Raw genomic sequence first — 16,207 nt, forward strand, 5'->3', positions numbered from 1 at the left:
GCCATCATGCCCCGGACCGCCCGCCCACTGGTGATCTTCGCCGCCTTCGCCGCCAGTCTTGCGGTCGGCCTGTTCATCACGCTGTGGCTGGTCGGCGGCCTGCGCACCGTCGCCGCGCCCTCGGCGATCGGCGGCCCGTTCCAGCTCACCGACCAGAGCGGCCAGGCCGTCACCGAGAAGGATCTGAAGGGCAAGCCGACGCTGATCTTCTTCGGCTTCACCCATTGCCCCGACGTCTGCCCGACCTCGCTGTTCGAAATCTCCGAGGTTTTGAAGGCGATGGGCAAGGATGCGGACCGTGTGAACGCCTATTTCGTCTCTGTTGATCCCGAGCGTGACACCCAGTCCGCGATGAAGGACTATCTCTCCAGCTTCGATCCGCATTTGAAGGGCCTGACCGGCGATCCCGCCGCGATCGCCAAGGTGCTGTCGGCCTATCGCGTCTACGCCAAGAAGGTGCCGCTGAAGGATGGCGACTACACGATGGACCACACAGCGCTGATCTATCTGATGGACCGCGACGGCAATTTCGTTTCGCCGTTCAACCTGAAGCGCACGCCCCAGGAGGCGGCGACCGACCTCAAACGGTATCTCTGATTCCCTTCTCGAGGGCAGAATTAACCCAATCGGCGCTCGCGCCAAGCGCCGGATGGTCTATAAGGCCGTTCAATTTCCTTGAAATTGCTGGTTTATGCCCATTCAGTCCGCCCGATCCCCCGCCGTCCGCTCGCGCCAGCGCCATTTGGCCGCGGGGCTGATCGTGGCTGCACTGCTGGTCACGGGCGTCTCAGCAACTGCGCAGACGCCCGCTCCGGCCCCGTCCGCAAGCCCGGCACCGGCGCCTCCGGTTCCGGCAGCGCCGCCCGCAGCGGCGGCGCCGCCGACGCAGATCCCGCCGAAGCCCGCCGCCCAGGCCGCGCCGCAGGCGGTGCCGGGTTTCTGGGACCCGCGGCGCCGGCCCGAGCGGCCGGATTTGTCGCGGCTCACCGTGATCCGCTTCCTGACCGAGACCGATTATCCGCCGTTCAACTTCGCCGGCCCCGACGGCAATCCGGCCGGCTTCAACGTCGATCTGGCGCGTGCGCTCTGCGACGAGATCAAGGTCACCTGCACCATCCAGATGCGCCGCTTCGAGACCCTGGTCGATGCGCTCGCCACCAACCGGGGCGATGCGATCATCGCCTCGATGGCGGTGACGCCGCAGCTCCGCGCCAAGGTCGATTTCACCGATCCCTATTACCGCGCGCCGGCGCGCTTCGTTTCCCGGCGTGACAATGTCCTACCGGAGATCCGCCCGGAATATCTCGAGGGCAAGAAGGTCGGCGTGATCGGCGGCACTTCGCACGAGGCCTACCTCAAGGCGATGTTCACCGACGCCGAGCTCCATTCCTATCCGAACGACGATGCGCTGCGCGCGGCGCTGCGCCGCGGCGAGGTCGATTTCATCTTCGGCGACGCGATCTCGCTAGCGTTCTGGATCAACGGCACCGATTCGGCCGAATGCTGCGCGTTCTCCGGCGGCCCGTTCGTCGAGAGCCGCTATTTCGGCGAGGGTGTCGGGATCGCGGTCCGCAAGGGCAACGACCTGCTGCGACAATCGTTGAACTGGGCGCTGTTCCGGATCTGGGAAAAAGGCCGCTTCACCGACCTGTGGCTGCGGTACTTCTCGATCAGCCCGTTTTGATCCGCCTCTTCACTCTCCCCGCAAGAGCGAGGGCGAGGGAGATGGTGACAGCCTGCCGTCGTTTTGCATTTTGCCGCGAAGGCGTTAGTTTTGCCGCCCTTTTGGAGAGAGCCTGAAGAAATGTCCGTGATTGATCTTGCCGCCAGCCCGAGCGACCTGCGCGCGCTTGCCGAACAATCCAACGCCTGGCCGTTCGAACAGGCCAAAGCGATTGTGGCGCGGCTGAAGAAAAATCCCAAGGGCAATGCGAAAGACGAGGTGCTGTTCGAGACCGGCTATGGCCCGTCGGGCCTGCCGCATATCGGTACCTTCGGCGAGGTGGCGCGTACCACGATGGTGCGCCACGCCTTCCGCGTGCTCACCGAAGACAAGATCAAGACTCGCCTGCTCGCCTTCTCCGACGACATGGACGGCCTGCGCAAGGTGCCCGACAACGTGCCGAACAAGGAGTTGCTGGAGCAGAACCTCGGCAAGCCGCTCACCAAGGTGCCGGACCCGTTCGGCACCCATCCGAGCTTCGGCGCGCACAACAATGCGCGGCTGCGCGCCTTCCTCGACCAGTTCGGCTTCGATTACGAGTTCGCCAGCTCGACCGACTATTACACCTCCGGCAAGTTCGACGCCGCGCTGCTGCGCATGCTGGAGCGGATCGAGAAGGTGATGGCGATCATGCTGCCGTCGCTGCGCGAGGAGCGCGCGGCGAGCTATTCGCCGTTCCTGCCGATCTGCCCGCGCACCGGCGCGGTGCTGTACGTTCCGGTCACGGCGCATGACGCCAAGGCCGGCACGATCTCGTACGAAGACCCCGACAGCAAGGAGAGCGTCACCGTTCCCGTCACCGGCGGCCATTGCAAGCTGCAATGGAAGCCGGACTGGGCGATGCGCTGGTACGCCCTCGGCGTCGACTACGAAATGGCCGGCAAGGACCTGATCGACTCGGTCAAGCTCTCGGGCAAGATCTGCGCAGCGCTCGGCGGCACGCCGCCGGAAGGCTTCAACTACGAGCTGTTCCTCGACGAGAAGGGCCAAAAGATCTCGAAGTCGAAGGGCAACGGCCTGACCATCGACGAATGGCTGCGCTACGCCTCGCCGGAATCGCTGTCGCTGTTCATGTACCGCGAGCCGAAGGCGGCGAAGCGGCTGTATTTCGATGTCATCCCGCGCAATGTCGACGAGTACCAGCAGTTCCTCGACGGTTTTTCGCGCCAGGAAGCTCGGCAGCAATTGCAGAACCCGGTCTGGCACATCCATTCCGGCAAGCCGCCGCAGGCCGACATGCCCGTCACGTTCCAGCTGCTGCTGACGCTGGTGTCGTCGTCGAACGCGGAGAATGCCGAGACGCTGTGGGGCTTCATCGGCCGCTACCGGCCGGGCGTGACGCCGCAGACGCATCCGAAGCTGGACGCGATGGTCGGCTACGCCATCAACTACTATCGCGACTTCGTGGCGCCGACGAAGCAGTTCCGCGAGCCGACCGAGAGCGAGCGCGCCGCGCTGCAGGACCTGCGCGATGCGCTGGCCAACATGCCGGCCGGCGCGAGCGCGGAGGACATCCAGAACGTGGTCTACGAGATCGGCCGCCGCGAGCCGTTCCTCGACCAGGTGAAGAAGGGCAAGGACGGCCGCCCGGGCGTCTCGCTCGACTGGTTCAACATGCTGTACCAGGTGCTGCTCGGCCAGGAGAAGGGCCCGCGCTTCGGCTCGTTCGTCGCGGTCTACGGCGTGCAGAACGCGGTCAACATGATCGACGGCGCACTGGCGCGGTCGTCGTAATCTTCTTCTCCCCTTATGGGAGAAGGTGGCGCGGACGCAGTCCGCGACGGATGAGGGGTCTCTATCCGCGGAGACATACCCCTCGCCCGTCCGCGATGCTGCGCATCGCGTCCACCCTCTCCCACAGGGGGAGAGGACAGCTACGCTGCTAGAACGGATTGGTTCTGCGGCAGGCGGAGATGATCGCTTCGGCGGCCTGATTGCCCTGGACACCGGATAATTCCCTGATGAGACAGAGGTAGTAACCCTTGCTGCGTTCGTGCAGCAGGGAGCCGCCGTTGAGCGCGAGCCAGTTGCAGGCCGAACGGATGCTCTGCACCGCGACGGCCGCTCTCGTGTCCCGGATTGCAGACAGCTCGCAGCGCGCCTGCTGCTCCGAGGCGGAATCTGCCATCAGGGACGTTGCGGACGAGATGAGCGTTGCAGCGGCTATCGTGGCCAGGTTGGCGAACCGTTTCAGGGGTTGTCGAGACATCAGCCGCTCCCAAATTTCAGTCGTGCCTCTCATATAGGAGATACGTGTCGACGCCAGCTTGATCGGCTATCGATGGCCTACGGCTGCGGCTTAGCGTCGCAAAATCCGGATAGCTGATCCCCGGCAATTTCACCGGAGCTTGGCGGCGGATTGCGCTACACTCGCATCCATAAAATCCGCACGGCCTCCACCGAGAGGCTGGCACACATGGGAGGACGCGCATGCAGTTCAGGGTTTCGCCGTCATCGCTGCGGAATGATACCAGCGCCGAGGAATGGCAGGCGCGGGTCGATCTCGCGGCCGCGCATCGGCTCGCCTACATCCACGGCTTCTCCGAAGGCATCTTCAATCATCTCACCTTCGTGGTGCCCGGCCGCACCGACCGTTACTACCAGATTCCGTTCGGCATGCACTGGTCCGAGGTCACGGCGTCGTCCTTCATGGAAGTCGGCATCGACGACGCCGAGGTGAAGCGCGGCGAGGGCGAGGTCGAGCGCTCCTGCTATTGCATCCACGCGCCGATCCACAAGGCGCTGCCGCAGGCCAAGGCCGTGTTCCACACCCATATGCCCTACGCCAGCGCGCTGACGCGGCTAGAAGATCCGCGCATCAAGGAAATCGGGCAGACCGAGGTCGGGCTGTCGGAAGCGATCGCCTATGACGATCTCTACACCGGTCCCGCGCTCGATCCGGCCGAAGGCGCGCGCCTCGCCAGCGTGATCGGCGACAAGACCATCTTGTTCATGGCCAATCACGGCATCTCGACCGTCGGCGAGACCGTCGCCGATGCCTATGACCGGCTCTATTACATCGAGCGCGCCGCGCAGGTGCAGATCTACGCGATGTGGACCCAGCAGCCGCTGAAGCAATTGCCGGCGCATGTGGTCGAGAAGACCAAGCGCGATTACCGCGACGATCATCTCTACACCGGCCCGACCCCGTCGCAGCGCCATTTCGATGCGCTGAAGCGGATGCTGGACCGCAAGGAGCCAGATTACGCGACGTAACGGGGCCGCATATTCCGCCGTCGTCCTGGCGAAGGCCAGGACCCATTACCACGGGGTCGAGTTGTTACAGCTAGCTGTGGCGTGGCCCCAGCGTGTGTAAGCAATGCCGAGCGGTGGTTATGGGTCCTGGCTTTCGCCAGGACGACACGTTGTTTGTGGCGCCTCACTCGTCCAATTACTGACTCGCCCACACGATGCGTGCGATCCACTCGACCTGCTCGGCTTCGAGCGTGCGATCGGGGTGCACGGGGTTGAGCGAGCCGAGCTCGAGCACCTTGGCGGTGCGACGCTTCAGCTCCTTGACCATCACCTCGCCGCCCGTGGTGCGCACCACGACGCGGTCACCGCGGCGGATCGGCGTGCCGGGCGAGACCACGATGATGTCGCCCTCGCGGTAGGCCGGCCGCATCGAATCGCCCTCGATCTCCAGCGCATAGGCATGCTCATCGCCGGTTGCCGGCAGCGCCACCTCGTCCCAGCCCTTGCCGGCGGGAAAGCCGCTGTCATCGAAATAGCCGCCGGCGCCGGCCTGGGCGAAGCCGAGCAGCGGCACAGATTGGCCGCCACGCGGACCGTCGCCGAGCAGTTGCACGAAAGTCTCCATCGTCGCGTTGGTCGCAGCCAGCGCCTTGGAGACCGACTCGGTGGAGGGCCAGCGCTCGCGCCCGTCGCCGGTGACGCGCTTCGACTTGTTGAAGGTGGTCGGATCGAGGCCGGAGGCCTTGGCGAGGCCGGATGGTGACAGGCCAGCCCGCTCGGCCAGCCGGTCGAGCGCCATCCAGACCTGGGCGTGGGTCAGGGGGCGGGGAGCTTTGGGTTGTTTCACCATCGAGCGCATCCCGGGCGAAGATCTAGGAATTATTGCCTGAAAGTCTCGGTTTGCGCAAATCTGCCGGCGGGTGTGGCGCAGCGCCGCTTGAGTTGCGCCGCCGCCGCCGATACGGTCGCCCGCGCTTCGGGCTTTTCCCGTCGATCCGGAAAAGTACAGGAGACTCAAGGACAAAAGGGACCGCCGGCACGTGCCAATGATCTACAAAATCACCCCCGCCTCGGCCTGGCGCGAGGCCGAGCGGCAGGGCGTGTATCGGGGCAGTGCGGACGACATTCGCGACGGCTACATCCATTTCTCCACCGCCGCCCAGGTCGCCGAGACCGCGCGCAAGCACTATTTCGGGCAGACCGGCCTGTTCCTGGTCGCCGTCGATGCGGACGCGCTGGGCGACGAGCTGCGCTGGGAGCCGTCGCGCAACGACGAATTGTTTCCGCATCTCTATGGCGAGCTCGATCTCGGCGCGGTGATCGAGATACTCGATTTGCGCGCACGATCCGACGGCGGCCACGACGTTCCGGAGCTCAAGCCGTGATCCGCGCCTTCGACGCCTTCTCGCTGCCGCTGCTGCGCTGGTTCGATCCTGAGGACGCCCATCGCATGGCGATCCAGGGCTTGAAGCTGCTGCCGCCGATCCGGCAGCGGCCGGATGATCCCAAGCTCGCGGTGCGCGCCTTCGGGCTGAATTTCCCGAACCCGATCGGCATGGCGGCCGGCTTCGACAAGAGCGCGGAGGTGCCCGACGCGCTGCTGCGCCTCGGCTTCGGCTTTGTCGAGATCGGCTCGGTGACGCCGAAACCGCAACAGGGCAACCCGCGGCCGCGGCTGTTTCGCCTGGAGCGGGATGAGGCCGTCATCAACCGCATGGGCTTCAACAATGAGGGTGCTGAGGCCGTGCTGCGCCGGCTCGCCGCGCGCGCCAGCCAGGGCGGCATCGTCGGCGTCAATGTCGGAGCCAACAAGGATTCGGCCGATCGCATTGCCGACTATGTCAAGCTGATCGAGACCTTGGCGCCGGTCGCGAGCTACTTCACCGTCAACATCTCCTCGCCGAACACGCCGGGTCTGCGCAATCTGCAGCAATCGGCCGCGCTCGACGATCTCTTGGCGCGGGTGATCGACACCCGCGAGCGGGTTCGCCGCAATGCCGGCGACTCGCCCGTGCTGCTCAAGGTCGCGCCGGATCTCAGCCTCGCCGAACTCGACGATGTCGTGCACATCGCACGCTCGCGCCGCGTCGACGGCATGATCGTCGCCAACACCACGCTGGCGCGGCCCTCGACCTTGCGCGAGGAGAGCCGTGCCAGGGAGCAGGGTGGCCTGTCGGGCCGGCCGCTGTTCCGCCTGTCGACCCGGATGGTGGCCGAGACCTATGTGCGCGTCGAAGGCGCGTTTCCCTTGATCGGCGTCGGCGGCATCGACAGTGGCGGTGCGGCGCTGACAAAGATTCGCGCCGGCGCCAGCCTGATCCAGCTCTATTCGTCGCTGGTCTACAAGGGTCTTGGCCTCGTCGACGACATCAAGCGCGATCTGTCCTCGACGTTGCTGCGGACGGGACGCGACTCTTTGTCAGAAATCGTGGGCGCCGACGCCGCGACGATTACGGCAGAGGATTGGCCGGTACGATAACTGCCCGTAGCCCGGATGAGCGAAGCGCAATCCGGGGCAAGTCCATCCGCGGATGCAGCAGCGGATTACGCTGCGCTTCATCCGGGCGACGGAATTCGCTACACGCGAAAATGCTTCGAGAGCTTGAGACCCTGCGCCTGATAATTCGAGCCGATGCGCTGGCCGTAGAGCGCGTCGGGACGCTCCAGCATGCGTTCATAGACCAGGCGGCCGACGATCTGGCCGTGCTCGAGGATGAACGGCACCTCGCGCGAGCGCACTTCGAGCACGGCGCGCGCGCCCTTGCCGCCGGCGCCGGCGTAGCCAAAGCCGGGATCGAAGAAGCCGGCATAGTGGACGCGGAATTCACCGACCAGGGGATCGAACGGCACCATCTCGGCGGCGTAGTCCGGCGGCACCTGCACGGCTTCCTTGGACGCCAGGATGTAGAACTCGCCGGGATCGAGGATCAGGCTGCCGTCGGGCCGCGCCTTGATCGGCTCCCAGAAATCGTCGACCGGATAGCCGGCGCGGCGATCGACATCGACCACGCCGGTGTGGCGCTTGGCGCGATAGCCGACGAAGCCGTTGGAATTCTCGCCGGAGAGATCGACCGAGAGCGCAACGCCCTCGGCGAGATCGGCATCGTCGATATCGACCAGCCGCTCGGCGGCATGCAGCGCTTCGAGCTCGTCAGCGTTGAGGATCGCCTCGCCGATCCGGAAGCGGACCTGGCTGAGCCGCGAGCCCTCGCGCAGCAGCACCGGAAACGTCTTCGGGCTGATCTCGGCATAGAGCGGCCCGTGATAGCCGGCGCCAATCATGTCGAAGCGGCGGGTGCCGTCGGCGATCACGCGGGTGAAGACGTCAAGCCGGCCGGTCGAGCTTTTCGGGTTGGCCGCGGCGACGATCTGCGGCGGCAACGCGAGGCTCTCCAGCAGCGGCACGATGTAGACGCAGTTGGTCTCCAGCACCGCGCCGTCGGAGAGATCGATCTCGTGCAGCTTGAGCTCGTCGATCCGCTCGGCGACGGTGGCATCTGGCCCCGGCAGGAAGCTCGCCCGCACCCGGTAGGCGATGTCGCCAAGCCGCAGATCGAGGCTTGCCGGCTGGATCTGGCTCTCGACGAAGTCATAGGCGGGCAGGATGAGGCCGGCCTCCGCCATCTCCGCGATCATGCGGTCGGGCAGGATTCCGTTGGATTCATCTTCCAGCGTGAACGACACGGCGCGGGTCCCTCGGGATGGCCCAAATGATACCCCGGATGGCCTATCCAAGCCTCAAAATAAGGGCTTTTACGGGTTATCCGATGACCGCCTTGACGGAAAGGGCGCGAGGGAATATCAGCACCACTTATCCCGTGGTGATTTGAGCCGGCCGGCTTGCAGCCACGTTAAATAAGTCGCTAAACAGGCCGGGGACAGTGTGATCCCGGCTTGTGGAGGCAACTCCAGGCCGGTTTTTTTGTGGCCGATTTCCCTTAAGGGACGGCCGCGTCGGAGGTCACATGTCTGAGTCTGAAGTCACCCGCTATCGCCCTGAAACCCGCCTGGTCCATGGCGGCACGCTGCGCTCGCAATTCGGCGAGACCTCGGAGGGGCTGTTCCTCACCCAGGGCTACGTCTACGACACTGCCGAGCAGTGCGAGGCCCGCTTCAAGGGCCAGGACCCCGGCTTCATCTATTCGCGCTATTCCAACCCGACGATTGCGATGTTCGAGCGCCGCATGATCGAGCTCGAAGGCGCGGAAGCCGCGCGCTCGACCGCGACCGGCATGGCCGCAGTCACCACCGCGATCCTCGCGCCGTTGAAGGCCGGCGACCATGTGGTGGCGTCGAAGGCGCTGTTCGGCTCGTGCCTTTACGTGGTGCAGGACCTGCTGCCGCGCTACGGCATCGAGACCACGCTGGTCGACGGCCTCGATCTCGACCAGTGGCGGCGCGCGCTGCGGCCGAACACCAAGACCTTCTTCCTGGAGAGCCCGACCAACCCGACGCTCGACGTGCTCGACATCGCGGCGATCGCCAAGATCGCGCATAGCGGCGGCGCGCGACTGATCGTCGACAACGTGTTCGCGACGCCAATCTGGCAGAGCCCGCTGTCGCTCGGCGCCGACGTCGTGGTGTATTCCGCGACCAAGCACATCGACGGCCAGGGCCGCTGTCTCGGCGGCATCATCCTGTCGTCGGAGGCCTTCATCGCCGAGCACATCCATAACTTCATGCGCCAGACCGGCCCGTCGCTGTCGCCGTTCAACGCCTGGGTGCTGCTGAAGGGCCTCGAGACGCTCGGCGTCCGCGTCCGCGCCCAGACCGAAAGCGCGGCGAAGATCGCCGACGCGGTGGCGAGCCATCCGAAGGTCACGCGGCTGATCTATCCCGGCCGTGCCGACCATCCGCAGGCCGAGACCGTGAAGAAGCAGATGGGCGCCGGCTCGACCCTGGTCGGCTTCGAGGTCAAGGACGGCAAGGCCGGCGCGTTCCGCTGCCTCAACGCGCTGAAGATCGCCCGCATCTCCAACAATCTCGGCGACTCCAAGAGCCTGGTAACACACCCCGCGACCACGACGCATCAGCGCTTGGCGCCAGAGGCGCGCGCCGAACTCGGCATCAGCGAAGGGTTCATCCGGTTCTCGACCGGCTTGGAGCATCCCGACGATCTGATCGAGGATCTGGCGCAGGCGCTGGAGAAGGTGTGAGGCTGGGGGAGAGGCCCCGAAGCGAACTGAGCTCCCTCTTCCGCTTGCGGGGCCCGCAAGCGGAAGAGGCGAAGCAAGGCAGAACCTAAGTCGCCGCCGTCGTCACGCCGCCATCGACCACGATGGTCTGGCCGGTCATGAATGTCGACGCGTCGGACGCCAGATAGGCCACTGCACCGGCGATCTCGTCGGGCTCGCCGATGCGGCGGAGCGGCGTCGACGCGGTACGGCGCTTCAGATTGTCCGGGTCCTCCCACAGCGCGCGGGCGAAATCGGTCTTCACCAGGCCCGGCGCCACGCAATTGACCCGCACGCCCTTCGGCCCCCATTCGCCGGCGAGGCTGCGGCACAGCGCGAAGTCGGCCGCCTTGGAGATGCCGTAGGCGCCGATCACCGTCGACCCGCGCAGACCGCCGATCGAGGAGATGATCACGACCGAGCCCTTACCGCGCTCGGCCATCTGCGGGATCGCGAGCGCCGAGAGCCAGATGTTGCTCTTGACGTTCGAGCCCATGATCTTGTCGAAGGCTTCATCGGTGATGTCGAGCAGCGGACCGTAATAGGGATTGACCGCGGCGTTGCAGACCAGGATGTCGATCTTGCCCAGCTGCTTGATCGTGCCTGAGATCAGCGCCTCGACCTCGTTGCGGCGCGCAATGTTGCAGGGGATCACGATCGCCTCGCCGCCGGACTTGTTGATGCCGTCGGCGACCTCCTGACAGGCATCCGCCTTGCGCGAGGAGATCACGACCTTGGCGCCGAGCTTGGCTAATAGCTCGGCCGAGGAGCGGCCGATGCCGCGGCTCGAGCCGGTGACGACCGCGACCTGGCCGGTGAGATCGAATGGGGTGTTCTTCATTGTTGTTATCTCCCTGCAAGCCGTCATTCCGGGGCTCGCGAAGCGAGAACCCGGAATCCATTGGGCCGCATGACTTGTGGTGGAATGGATTCCGGGCTCAGCCTTCGGGCTGTCCCGGAATGACAATCAGGCCAGCAGCCCGCCGCCCTCGCTGACCCGACGCAGATGATAGTCGGTGTCGCCGAGCGTGTTCTCGATCATGGTCAGCCGCTTGAAATAGTGGCCGATCTTGGCCTCCATCGTCATGCCGATGCCGCCGTGGAGCTGGATCGACTGTTGGCCGACGAATTTCAGCGACTTGCCGATCTGCACCTTGGCCGCAGCGACCGCGGACGAGCGCTCCTTGGCGTCGTCGAAATCCGACGCCATCGTCGCGAACATCGACATGCTGCGGGCCTGCTCCAGCGCCACGAACATGTCGGCGGCGCGGTGCTGCAGGCTCTGGAACGAGCCGATCGCTACTCCGAACTGCTTGCGGGTCTTGATGTACTCGACGGTCTCCTTCAGCGATTCGTCCATCGCGCCGACCGCCTCCGCGCACAGCGCGGTGCGGGCTTCGTCCGCGACGCGCTCGATCAGCGGCAGGCCGTTCTCGGGATCGCCGATCACCGCGTCGGCACCGACCTCGACATTGGTGAAGGTGATGTCGGCGGCATGCAGACCGTCCTGGGTCGGATAGCCCTTCTTGGTGACCCCCTTCGCGTCAGCCGGCACCAGGAACACGCCGATGCCGCTCTTGTCGCGCTGGCCGCCCTTGGTGCGCGCGGTGACGATCAGCACGTCGGCGTTCTCGCCGTTGAGCACGACGAACTTCTCGCCGTCGATAACCCAACCGTCGCCCTTCTTCTTCGCGGTGGTCACGATGTCGAACAGGTCGTAGCGCGAGTTCTTCTCGAGCTGCGCGAAGCCGAACGTCTTGCTGCCGTCGATAATGCCGGGGATGTATTTCGCCTTCTGCTCGGCCGAGCCGCCATGGCGCAGGAAGCCGCCGGCGATCACCACGGTGGCGAGATACGGCTCGACCACCAGCGCCTTGCCGAGCGCCTCCATCACGATCATGGTCTCGACCGCGCCGGCGCCGAAGCCGCCATCGGCCTCCGCAAAGGGCAGACCGAGCAGGCCCTGCTCGGCGAGCCTGCCCCAGAGCGCTTTGCTCCAGCCGCCCTTCTCCTTCATGTACTTCTTGCGCGCATCGAAGTCGTAGGCATCGGTCAGAAGTCCGTCGATGCTTTCCTTGAGAAGCCGCTGCTCCTCGGACAGATCAAAATCCATGTTCGTTCCCTATCGTCAAAAAAGCTAATGCCCTCCGCAGCGTCATTCCGGGATGGCCCGAAGGGCCAGGCCCGGAATCCATTTGACCGCACACTTCGCGGGAAGATGGATTCCGGGTTCTTCGCTGCGCGAAGCCCCGGAATGACGACAATGGTGAGAGCCCGATCTACAGCCCCAGCACCGCCTTGCTGATGATGTTGCGCTGGATCTCGTTGGAGCCGCCGTAGATCGAGACCTTGCGGTTGTTGAAGTAGCTCGGCGCGATCTGCGCGGTCCAGTCCATGCTCTCGTTCGAGCCGGCGTCGCCGTGCTCGTCATAGGGCGCGGCGAACGGGCCGATCACCTCCATCAAGAGCTCGGTCGTGGTCTGCTGGATCTCGGAGCCCTTGATCTTCAGCACCGAGGATGCGGGATTGGGCTTGCCCTTGCCGTGCTTGCCCTCGTCGGCGACGACCCGCAGCTGCGTCAGCTCGAGCGCCTTCAGCTCGATCTCGCAGGCGGTGAGCTTCTCGCGGAACGCCGGGTCCTCGATGATCGGCTTGCCGCCGGACTCGACCTTCGACGCCAGCGCGCGGATGCGGCGCAGCCGCTCCTTGGAGACGCCGACCCGGGCGATGCCGGTGCGCTCATTGCCGAGCAGGAATTTGGCGTAATCCCAGCCCTTGTTCTCCTCGCCGATCAGGTTCTCGTAGGGCACCTCGACGTCGTCGAAGAACACCTCGTTGACCTCGTGGCCGCCGTCGATGGTCTGGATCGGGCGCACCGTGACGCCCTTCGACTTCATTGAGAACACGATGAAGGAGATGCCCATCTGCTTCTTCGCCGCCGGATCGGTACGGCACAGGCAGAAGATCATGTCGGCGTGCTGGGCCAGCGTGGTCCAGGTCTTCTGACCGTTGATGATCCACTTGTCGCCGCGGCGCTCGGCCTTGGTCTTCAGCGAGGCGAGGTCCGAACCCGATCCCGGCTCCGAGAAGCCCTGGCACCACCAGTCGTCGACATTGGCGATGCGCGGCAGATAATGCTTCTTCTGCGCCTCGTTGCCGAAGGTGTAGATCACAGGGCCGACCATGCTGACGCCGAAGGCGAGCGGCTGCGGCGCCGGATAGGATTGCAGCTCCTCGTTGAAGATGTAGTGCTGCACGCTGCTCCAGCCGGTGCCGCCATATTCCTTCGGCCAGTGGCTGACGCCCCAGCCCTTCTTGTTGAGGATGCGCCACCAGGTGACCATCTCGTCTTTCGACAGATGACGGCCCTCCTGCAGCTTGCGCCGCGTCTCCGGCGGGACGTTGTTCTTGAAGAACTCCCGCACCTCCTCGCGAAACGCTATCTCTTCCTTGGTGAAAGCGAGATCCATCGGATCCTCCTTTGAACGAAAACTAACGCCTTGCTTTGTTGTCGTCCTGGCGAAAGCCAGGATCCATTACCACCGGCCTTCGTTGTCCTGCGAAGGCGATTATTGCCTGTGCCCTGTACCCCGGCCGCGGGGTATGGGTCCTGGCTTTCGCCAGGACGACGGAATCACTGAAGCACCCTCGAACAGACCCGATAATATCGTCCGTCATGAGCGCGATCCCGATGCGGCCTGTTGTGGTTTAGGTGTCTTCGGCTGCTGCTGGCGCAATTCGTGACGGGACAGTTTGCCGACCGGGGTGCGCGGCAGTTCCGCGACGAATTCGACCGCCGCCGGCAGCTCATGCTTGCCGAGCTTGCCGGTGAGGAACGCGCGCAGCTCGTCGATCGTGAACGGCCTTTTGCCGTCGCGCAGCTTGATGAAGGCCTTCGCCGCCTCGCCGCGGTAATCGTCGGGAATGCCGATCACGATCACCTCCTGCACGGCCGGATGGGTGTAGATCGCCTGCTCGATCATCTGCGGATAGACGTTGAAACCGCCCGAGATGATCATGTCCTTCTTGCGGTCGACCAGATAGAAATAGCCGTCGGCGTCCATGTAGCCGATGTCGCCGGTGAGGAAGCGGTCGCCGACGAAGGCCTCGGCGGTCTCCGCCGGCCTGTTCCAGTAGCCCTTGGTGACGTTCGGGCCGCGGATGCGGATTTCGCCGACCTCGCCGACCGGCATCACCTTGGTGGGATCCTCCAGCGACACCACGTCCATCTCGATGCCGGGCAGCATCAGCCCGATCGAGCCCGGCTTCTCCGGCCCCTCCTTCGGATGGCCGGTGCCGGGCGAGCAGGTCTCGGTCATGCCCCAGCCGCTCTTCAGCTTCATGCCGACGCGGCGCTCGAAGATCTTGGCGACCTCGACCGGCAGCGGCGCGCCGCCGGAGCCGGCGACCACGAGCGACGAAAGGTCGCGCTTGTCGAGATCAGGCAGCGAGGCGATCGCGATCCACATCGTCGGTACGCCGGGAAACACCGTCGCACGCTTGACCTCGATGTCGCGCATCACGGCCTCGACGTCGAAGCGCTGATGCAGCGAGATCAGATGGCCGCGGCGGATCGCCGACAGCAGCACGACGGTCAGCGCGTAGATATGGAACAGCGGCAGCACGCAGATCACGCGCTCGATCGCGTTGCGTTCGAGCCGCGCCGGCCTGCCCCAGACATCGTAGATCGACACCGCCGCGGTGAGATTGCCGTGGCTCAGCATCGCGCCCTTGGGCAGGCCGGTGGTGCCGCCGGTATATTGCAGCAGCGCGACGTCCTCGACGTCGACGGCCGGCCATTGCGCAGGCCTGGTCGCGCCGTCGATGAACCGGCTGCGCGTGACGATCCTGGGATCGTCGGGCAGCGCGGCTTGCTGTGTACCGACCTTGCCCCAATGATCGTCCTCGCAGACGATCAGCCGATCGAGCAGTCCCTTGTCGAGGAATTTCAGCGCAGTCGGCAGCAGCGCCGACAGGTTGCTGGTGACCAGCACCCGCGCGCCGGAATCCGACAGCTTGTGCGACAGCGCAATCTCGCCGTCGAGCGGCGACAGATGCACGACGCGCGCGCCGGCCTTCAGTGCGCCGAAGAAATTGATCGGGTGATCCGGCGAATTGCCGAGGAACAGCGCGACCGACGTGCCCTTGCCGTAGCCCGCGCGCAGGAAGGCGGCGGCCGCGATCTCGACCAGGGACTCAAGCTCGCTGTAGCTGATCTGCCGCTCGCGGAATTCGAGCACCGGACGGGCGCCAAATTCAGCGGCGGCGGTCGAGAGCAGGTCCGGCAGCGTGCCGCGCGTGATCTCGTCGCTCCACCGCACGCCCTTCGGATAATATTGTTCGCCGGGATAGGTCATGGATGCCTTCGCAGGGACTCCTAAAGGTCGTCATTCCGGGATGGCCCGAAGGGCCAGACCCGGAATCCATCAAGCTGCATGCGCTGAGGCGCAATGGGTTCCGGGCTCATCGCTTCCGCGATGCCCCGGAACGACGCATGGTTAGCGCATTGGTCAATCACGCCGCCTTCGACGGCGCGGCGAGCGAGGCGAAGGTCTTGCCCTCGTCGGCGAGCTTCTTCAGCAGCGGCGCCGGCTCGAGCGAGGGATCGTTGGTTTCCTTGGCGTAGAAGGCCAGACGATCGGCGATGTGCTTGAGGCCCACGGTGTCGGCCCAGTACATCGGGCCGCCGCGATAGATCGGCCAGCCATAACCGTAGAGCCAGACCACGTCGATGTCGCTCGGTCGCGCCGCGATGCCCTCGGCGAGGATCTTCGCGCCCTCGTTGATCATCGGGTACATCATGCGCTCGAGGATCTCGTCGTCGGTGACGACGCGCTTCTTGCGGCCGAGCCGCGCCAGCGTCTCGTCGATCAGCTTCTCGACCTCGGGATCGGGCAGCGCCGCGCGCGAACCCGGCTCGTACTTGTAATAGCCCTTGCCGGTCTTCTGGCCGAAGCGGCCGGCTTCGCACAGCGCGTCGGCGATCTCCGACTTGATGCCGCGGTCCTTGCGCGAGCGCCAGCCGATGTCGAGGCCGGCGAGATCGCCCATCGCGAACGGCCCCATCGGCATGCCGAACTTGGTCACGACCGCGTCGACCTGCTGCGGCAGCGCG

The 16,207-nt window shown here is 65.2% G+C and carries 15 protein-coding genes and 1 riboswitch; of the genes, 7 read left to right on the forward strand and 8 right to left on the reverse strand.

Going from position 1 to position 16,207, the window contains the following annotated elements; all coding sequences use genetic code 11:
* The first annotated feature begins 6 nt into the window (after positions 1 to 6).
* From J6500_RS29925 to J6500_RS29935, 3 genes are all read left to right on the forward strand, one after another.
* Positions 7 to 597 (forward strand): SCO family protein, encoded by a 591-nt coding sequence (locus J6500_RS29925; protein WP_225716297.1) that lies wholly within the window; start codon positions 7 to 9, stop codon positions 595 to 597.
* A 94-nt stretch (positions 598 to 691) separates the two neighbouring features.
* Complete coding sequence (locus J6500_RS29930; RefSeq protein WP_225716298.1) at positions 692 to 1,684, forward strand: ABC transporter substrate-binding protein; 993 nt, start codon at positions 692 to 694, stop codon at positions 1,682 to 1,684.
* A gap of 120 nt (positions 1,685 to 1,804) precedes the next feature.
* Complete coding sequence (locus tag J6500_RS29935) at positions 1,805 to 3,457, forward strand: lysine--tRNA ligase (RefSeq protein ID WP_225716299.1); 1,653 nt, start codon at positions 1,805 to 1,807, stop codon at positions 3,455 to 3,457.
* A gap of 148 nt (positions 3,458 to 3,605) precedes the next feature.
* Here the strand turns inward: J6500_RS29935 and J6500_RS29940 are convergent, their stop codons facing one another.
* On the reverse strand, positions 3,606 to 3,932 hold the full coding sequence (locus tag J6500_RS29940; RefSeq protein WP_225716300.1) for a VF_A0006 family four-cysteine protein: 327 nt from the start codon (positions 3,930 to 3,932) through the stop codon (positions 3,606 to 3,608).
* Positions 3,933 to 4,153: 221 nt separating this feature from the next.
* Between J6500_RS29940 and J6500_RS29945 the strand changes: the two genes are divergently transcribed.
* Positions 4,154 to 4,939 carry a class II aldolase/adducin family protein gene (locus tag J6500_RS29945; RefSeq protein ID WP_225716301.1) on the forward strand — a complete coding sequence of 262 codons (786 nt, stop codon included), beginning with the start codon at positions 4,154 to 4,156 and terminating at the stop codon, positions 4,937 to 4,939.
* Between the two features lie 175 nt (positions 4,940 to 5,114).
* On the opposite strand, the gene J6500_RS29950 is transcribed toward J6500_RS29945, so the two are convergent.
* Positions 5,115 to 5,768, reverse strand: a complete 654-nt coding sequence (locus tag J6500_RS29950; RefSeq protein ID WP_225716302.1) for a S24 family peptidase — start codon at positions 5,766 to 5,768, stop codon at positions 5,115 to 5,117.
* Positions 5,769 to 5,958: 190 nt separating this feature from the next.
* On the opposite strand from J6500_RS29950, the gene J6500_RS29955 reads away from it, so the two are divergent.
* Together J6500_RS29955 and J6500_RS29960 are read left to right on the forward strand one after the other, a co-directional pair.
* Positions 5,959 to 6,303, forward strand: coding sequence for a DUF952 domain-containing protein (locus J6500_RS29955; protein ID WP_225716303.1), 345 nt, complete (start codon positions 5,959 to 5,961; stop codon positions 6,301 to 6,303).
* The gene (locus J6500_RS29960) at positions 6,300 to 7,397 is read left to right on the forward strand and encodes a quinone-dependent dihydroorotate dehydrogenase (RefSeq protein WP_225716304.1); all 1,098 of its coding nucleotides are present in this window, start codon (positions 6,300 to 6,302) and stop codon (positions 7,395 to 7,397) included. Before J6500_RS29955 ends, J6500_RS29960 begins: the two co-directional genes overlap by 4 nt.
* 98 nt (positions 7,398 to 7,495) lie before the next feature.
* On the opposite strand, the gene J6500_RS29965 is transcribed toward J6500_RS29960, so the two are convergent.
* Positions 7,496 to 8,602 carry a 2'-deoxycytidine 5'-triphosphate deaminase gene (locus tag J6500_RS29965; RefSeq protein WP_225716305.1) on the reverse strand — a complete coding sequence of 369 codons (1,107 nt, stop codon included), beginning with the start codon at positions 8,600 to 8,602 and terminating at the stop codon, positions 7,496 to 7,498.
* 124 nt (positions 8,603 to 8,726) lie between these two features.
* A riboswitch (SAM riboswitch) is annotated at positions 8,727 to 8,806 on the forward strand.
* Positions 8,807 to 8,883: 77 nt separating this feature from the next.
* On the opposite strand from J6500_RS29965, the gene J6500_RS29970 reads away from it, so the two are divergent.
* Positions 8,884 to 10,074, forward strand: coding sequence for an O-succinylhomoserine sulfhydrylase (locus J6500_RS29970; RefSeq protein WP_225716306.1), 1,191 nt, complete (start codon positions 8,884 to 8,886; stop codon positions 10,072 to 10,074).
* Between the two features lie 85 nt (positions 10,075 to 10,159).
* Here the strand turns inward: J6500_RS29970 and J6500_RS29975 are convergent, their stop codons facing one another.
* The 5 genes from J6500_RS29975 to J6500_RS29995 form a co-directional block, all read right to left on the reverse strand.
* Complete coding sequence (locus tag J6500_RS29975; RefSeq protein ID WP_225716307.1) at positions 10,160 to 10,933, reverse strand: SDR family NAD(P)-dependent oxidoreductase; 774 nt, start codon at positions 10,931 to 10,933, stop codon at positions 10,160 to 10,162.
* Between the two features lie 126 nt (positions 10,934 to 11,059).
* The gene (gene pimD, locus J6500_RS29980; protein ID WP_225716308.1) at positions 11,060 to 12,205 is read right to left on the reverse strand and encodes a pimeloyl-CoA dehydrogenase small subunit; all 1,146 of its coding nucleotides are present in this window, start codon (positions 12,203 to 12,205) and stop codon (positions 11,060 to 11,062) included.
* Positions 12,206 to 12,371: 166 nt separating this feature from the next.
* Entirely contained in the window at positions 12,372 to 13,562 is a 1,191-nt protein-coding gene (gene pimC, locus J6500_RS29985; protein ID WP_225716309.1) for a pimeloyl-CoA dehydrogenase large subunit, read from the reverse strand.
* Between the two features lie 204 nt (positions 13,563 to 13,766).
* Positions 13,767 to 15,449, reverse strand: a complete 1,683-nt coding sequence (gene pimA, locus J6500_RS29990) for a dicarboxylate--CoA ligase PimA (protein WP_225716310.1) — start codon at positions 15,447 to 15,449, stop codon at positions 13,767 to 13,769.
* Positions 15,450 to 15,606: 157 nt separating this feature from the next.
* The coding region (locus J6500_RS29995; protein ID WP_249781728.1) for a 3-hydroxyacyl-CoA dehydrogenase family protein at positions 15,607 to 16,207 on the reverse strand (601 nt) is incomplete at its 5' end.

This window comes from Bradyrhizobium semiaridum, from assembly GCF_020329505.1.
Lineage (GTDB): Bacteria > Pseudomonadota > Alphaproteobacteria > Rhizobiales > Xanthobacteraceae > Bradyrhizobium > Bradyrhizobium semiaridum.

Coding starts and splice junctions, on each gene's coding strand:
- J6500_RS29935 (WP_225716299.1), top strand. CDS start 1,805: ATGTCCGTGATTGATCTTGCCGCCAGCCCGAGCGACCTGCGCGCGCTT.
- pimD (WP_225716308.1), bottom strand. CDS start 12,205: ATGGATTTTGATCTGTCCGAGGAGCAGCGGCTTCTCAAGGAAAGCATC.
- J6500_RS29940 (WP_225716300.1), bottom strand. CDS start 3,932: ATGTCTCGACAACCCCTGAAACGGTTCGCCAACCTGGCCACGATAGCC.
- J6500_RS29930 (WP_225716298.1), top strand. CDS start 692: ATGCCCATTCAGTCCGCCCGATCCCCCGCCGTCCGCTCGCGCCAGCGC.
- J6500_RS29970 (WP_225716306.1), top strand. CDS start 8,884: ATGTCTGAGTCTGAAGTCACCCGCTATCGCCCTGAAACCCGCCTGGTC.
- pimC (WP_225716309.1), bottom strand. CDS start 13,562: ATGGATCTCGCTTTCACCAAGGAAGAGATAGCGTTTCGCGAGGAGGTG.
- J6500_RS29945 (WP_225716301.1), top strand. CDS start 4,154: ATGCAGTTCAGGGTTTCGCCGTCATCGCTGCGGAATGATACCAGCGCC.
- J6500_RS29925 (WP_225716297.1), top strand. CDS start 7: ATGCCCCGGACCGCCCGCCCACTGGTGATCTTCGCCGCCTTCGCCGCC.
- J6500_RS29950 (WP_225716302.1), bottom strand. CDS start 5,768: ATGGTGAAACAACCCAAAGCTCCCCGCCCCCTGACCCACGCCCAGGTC.
- J6500_RS29975 (WP_225716307.1), bottom strand. CDS start 10,933: ATGAAGAACACCCCATTCGATCTCACCGGCCAGGTCGCGGTCGTCACC.
- pimA (WP_225716310.1), bottom strand. CDS start 15,449: ATGACCTATCCCGGCGAACAATATTATCCGAAGGGCGTGCGGTGGAGC.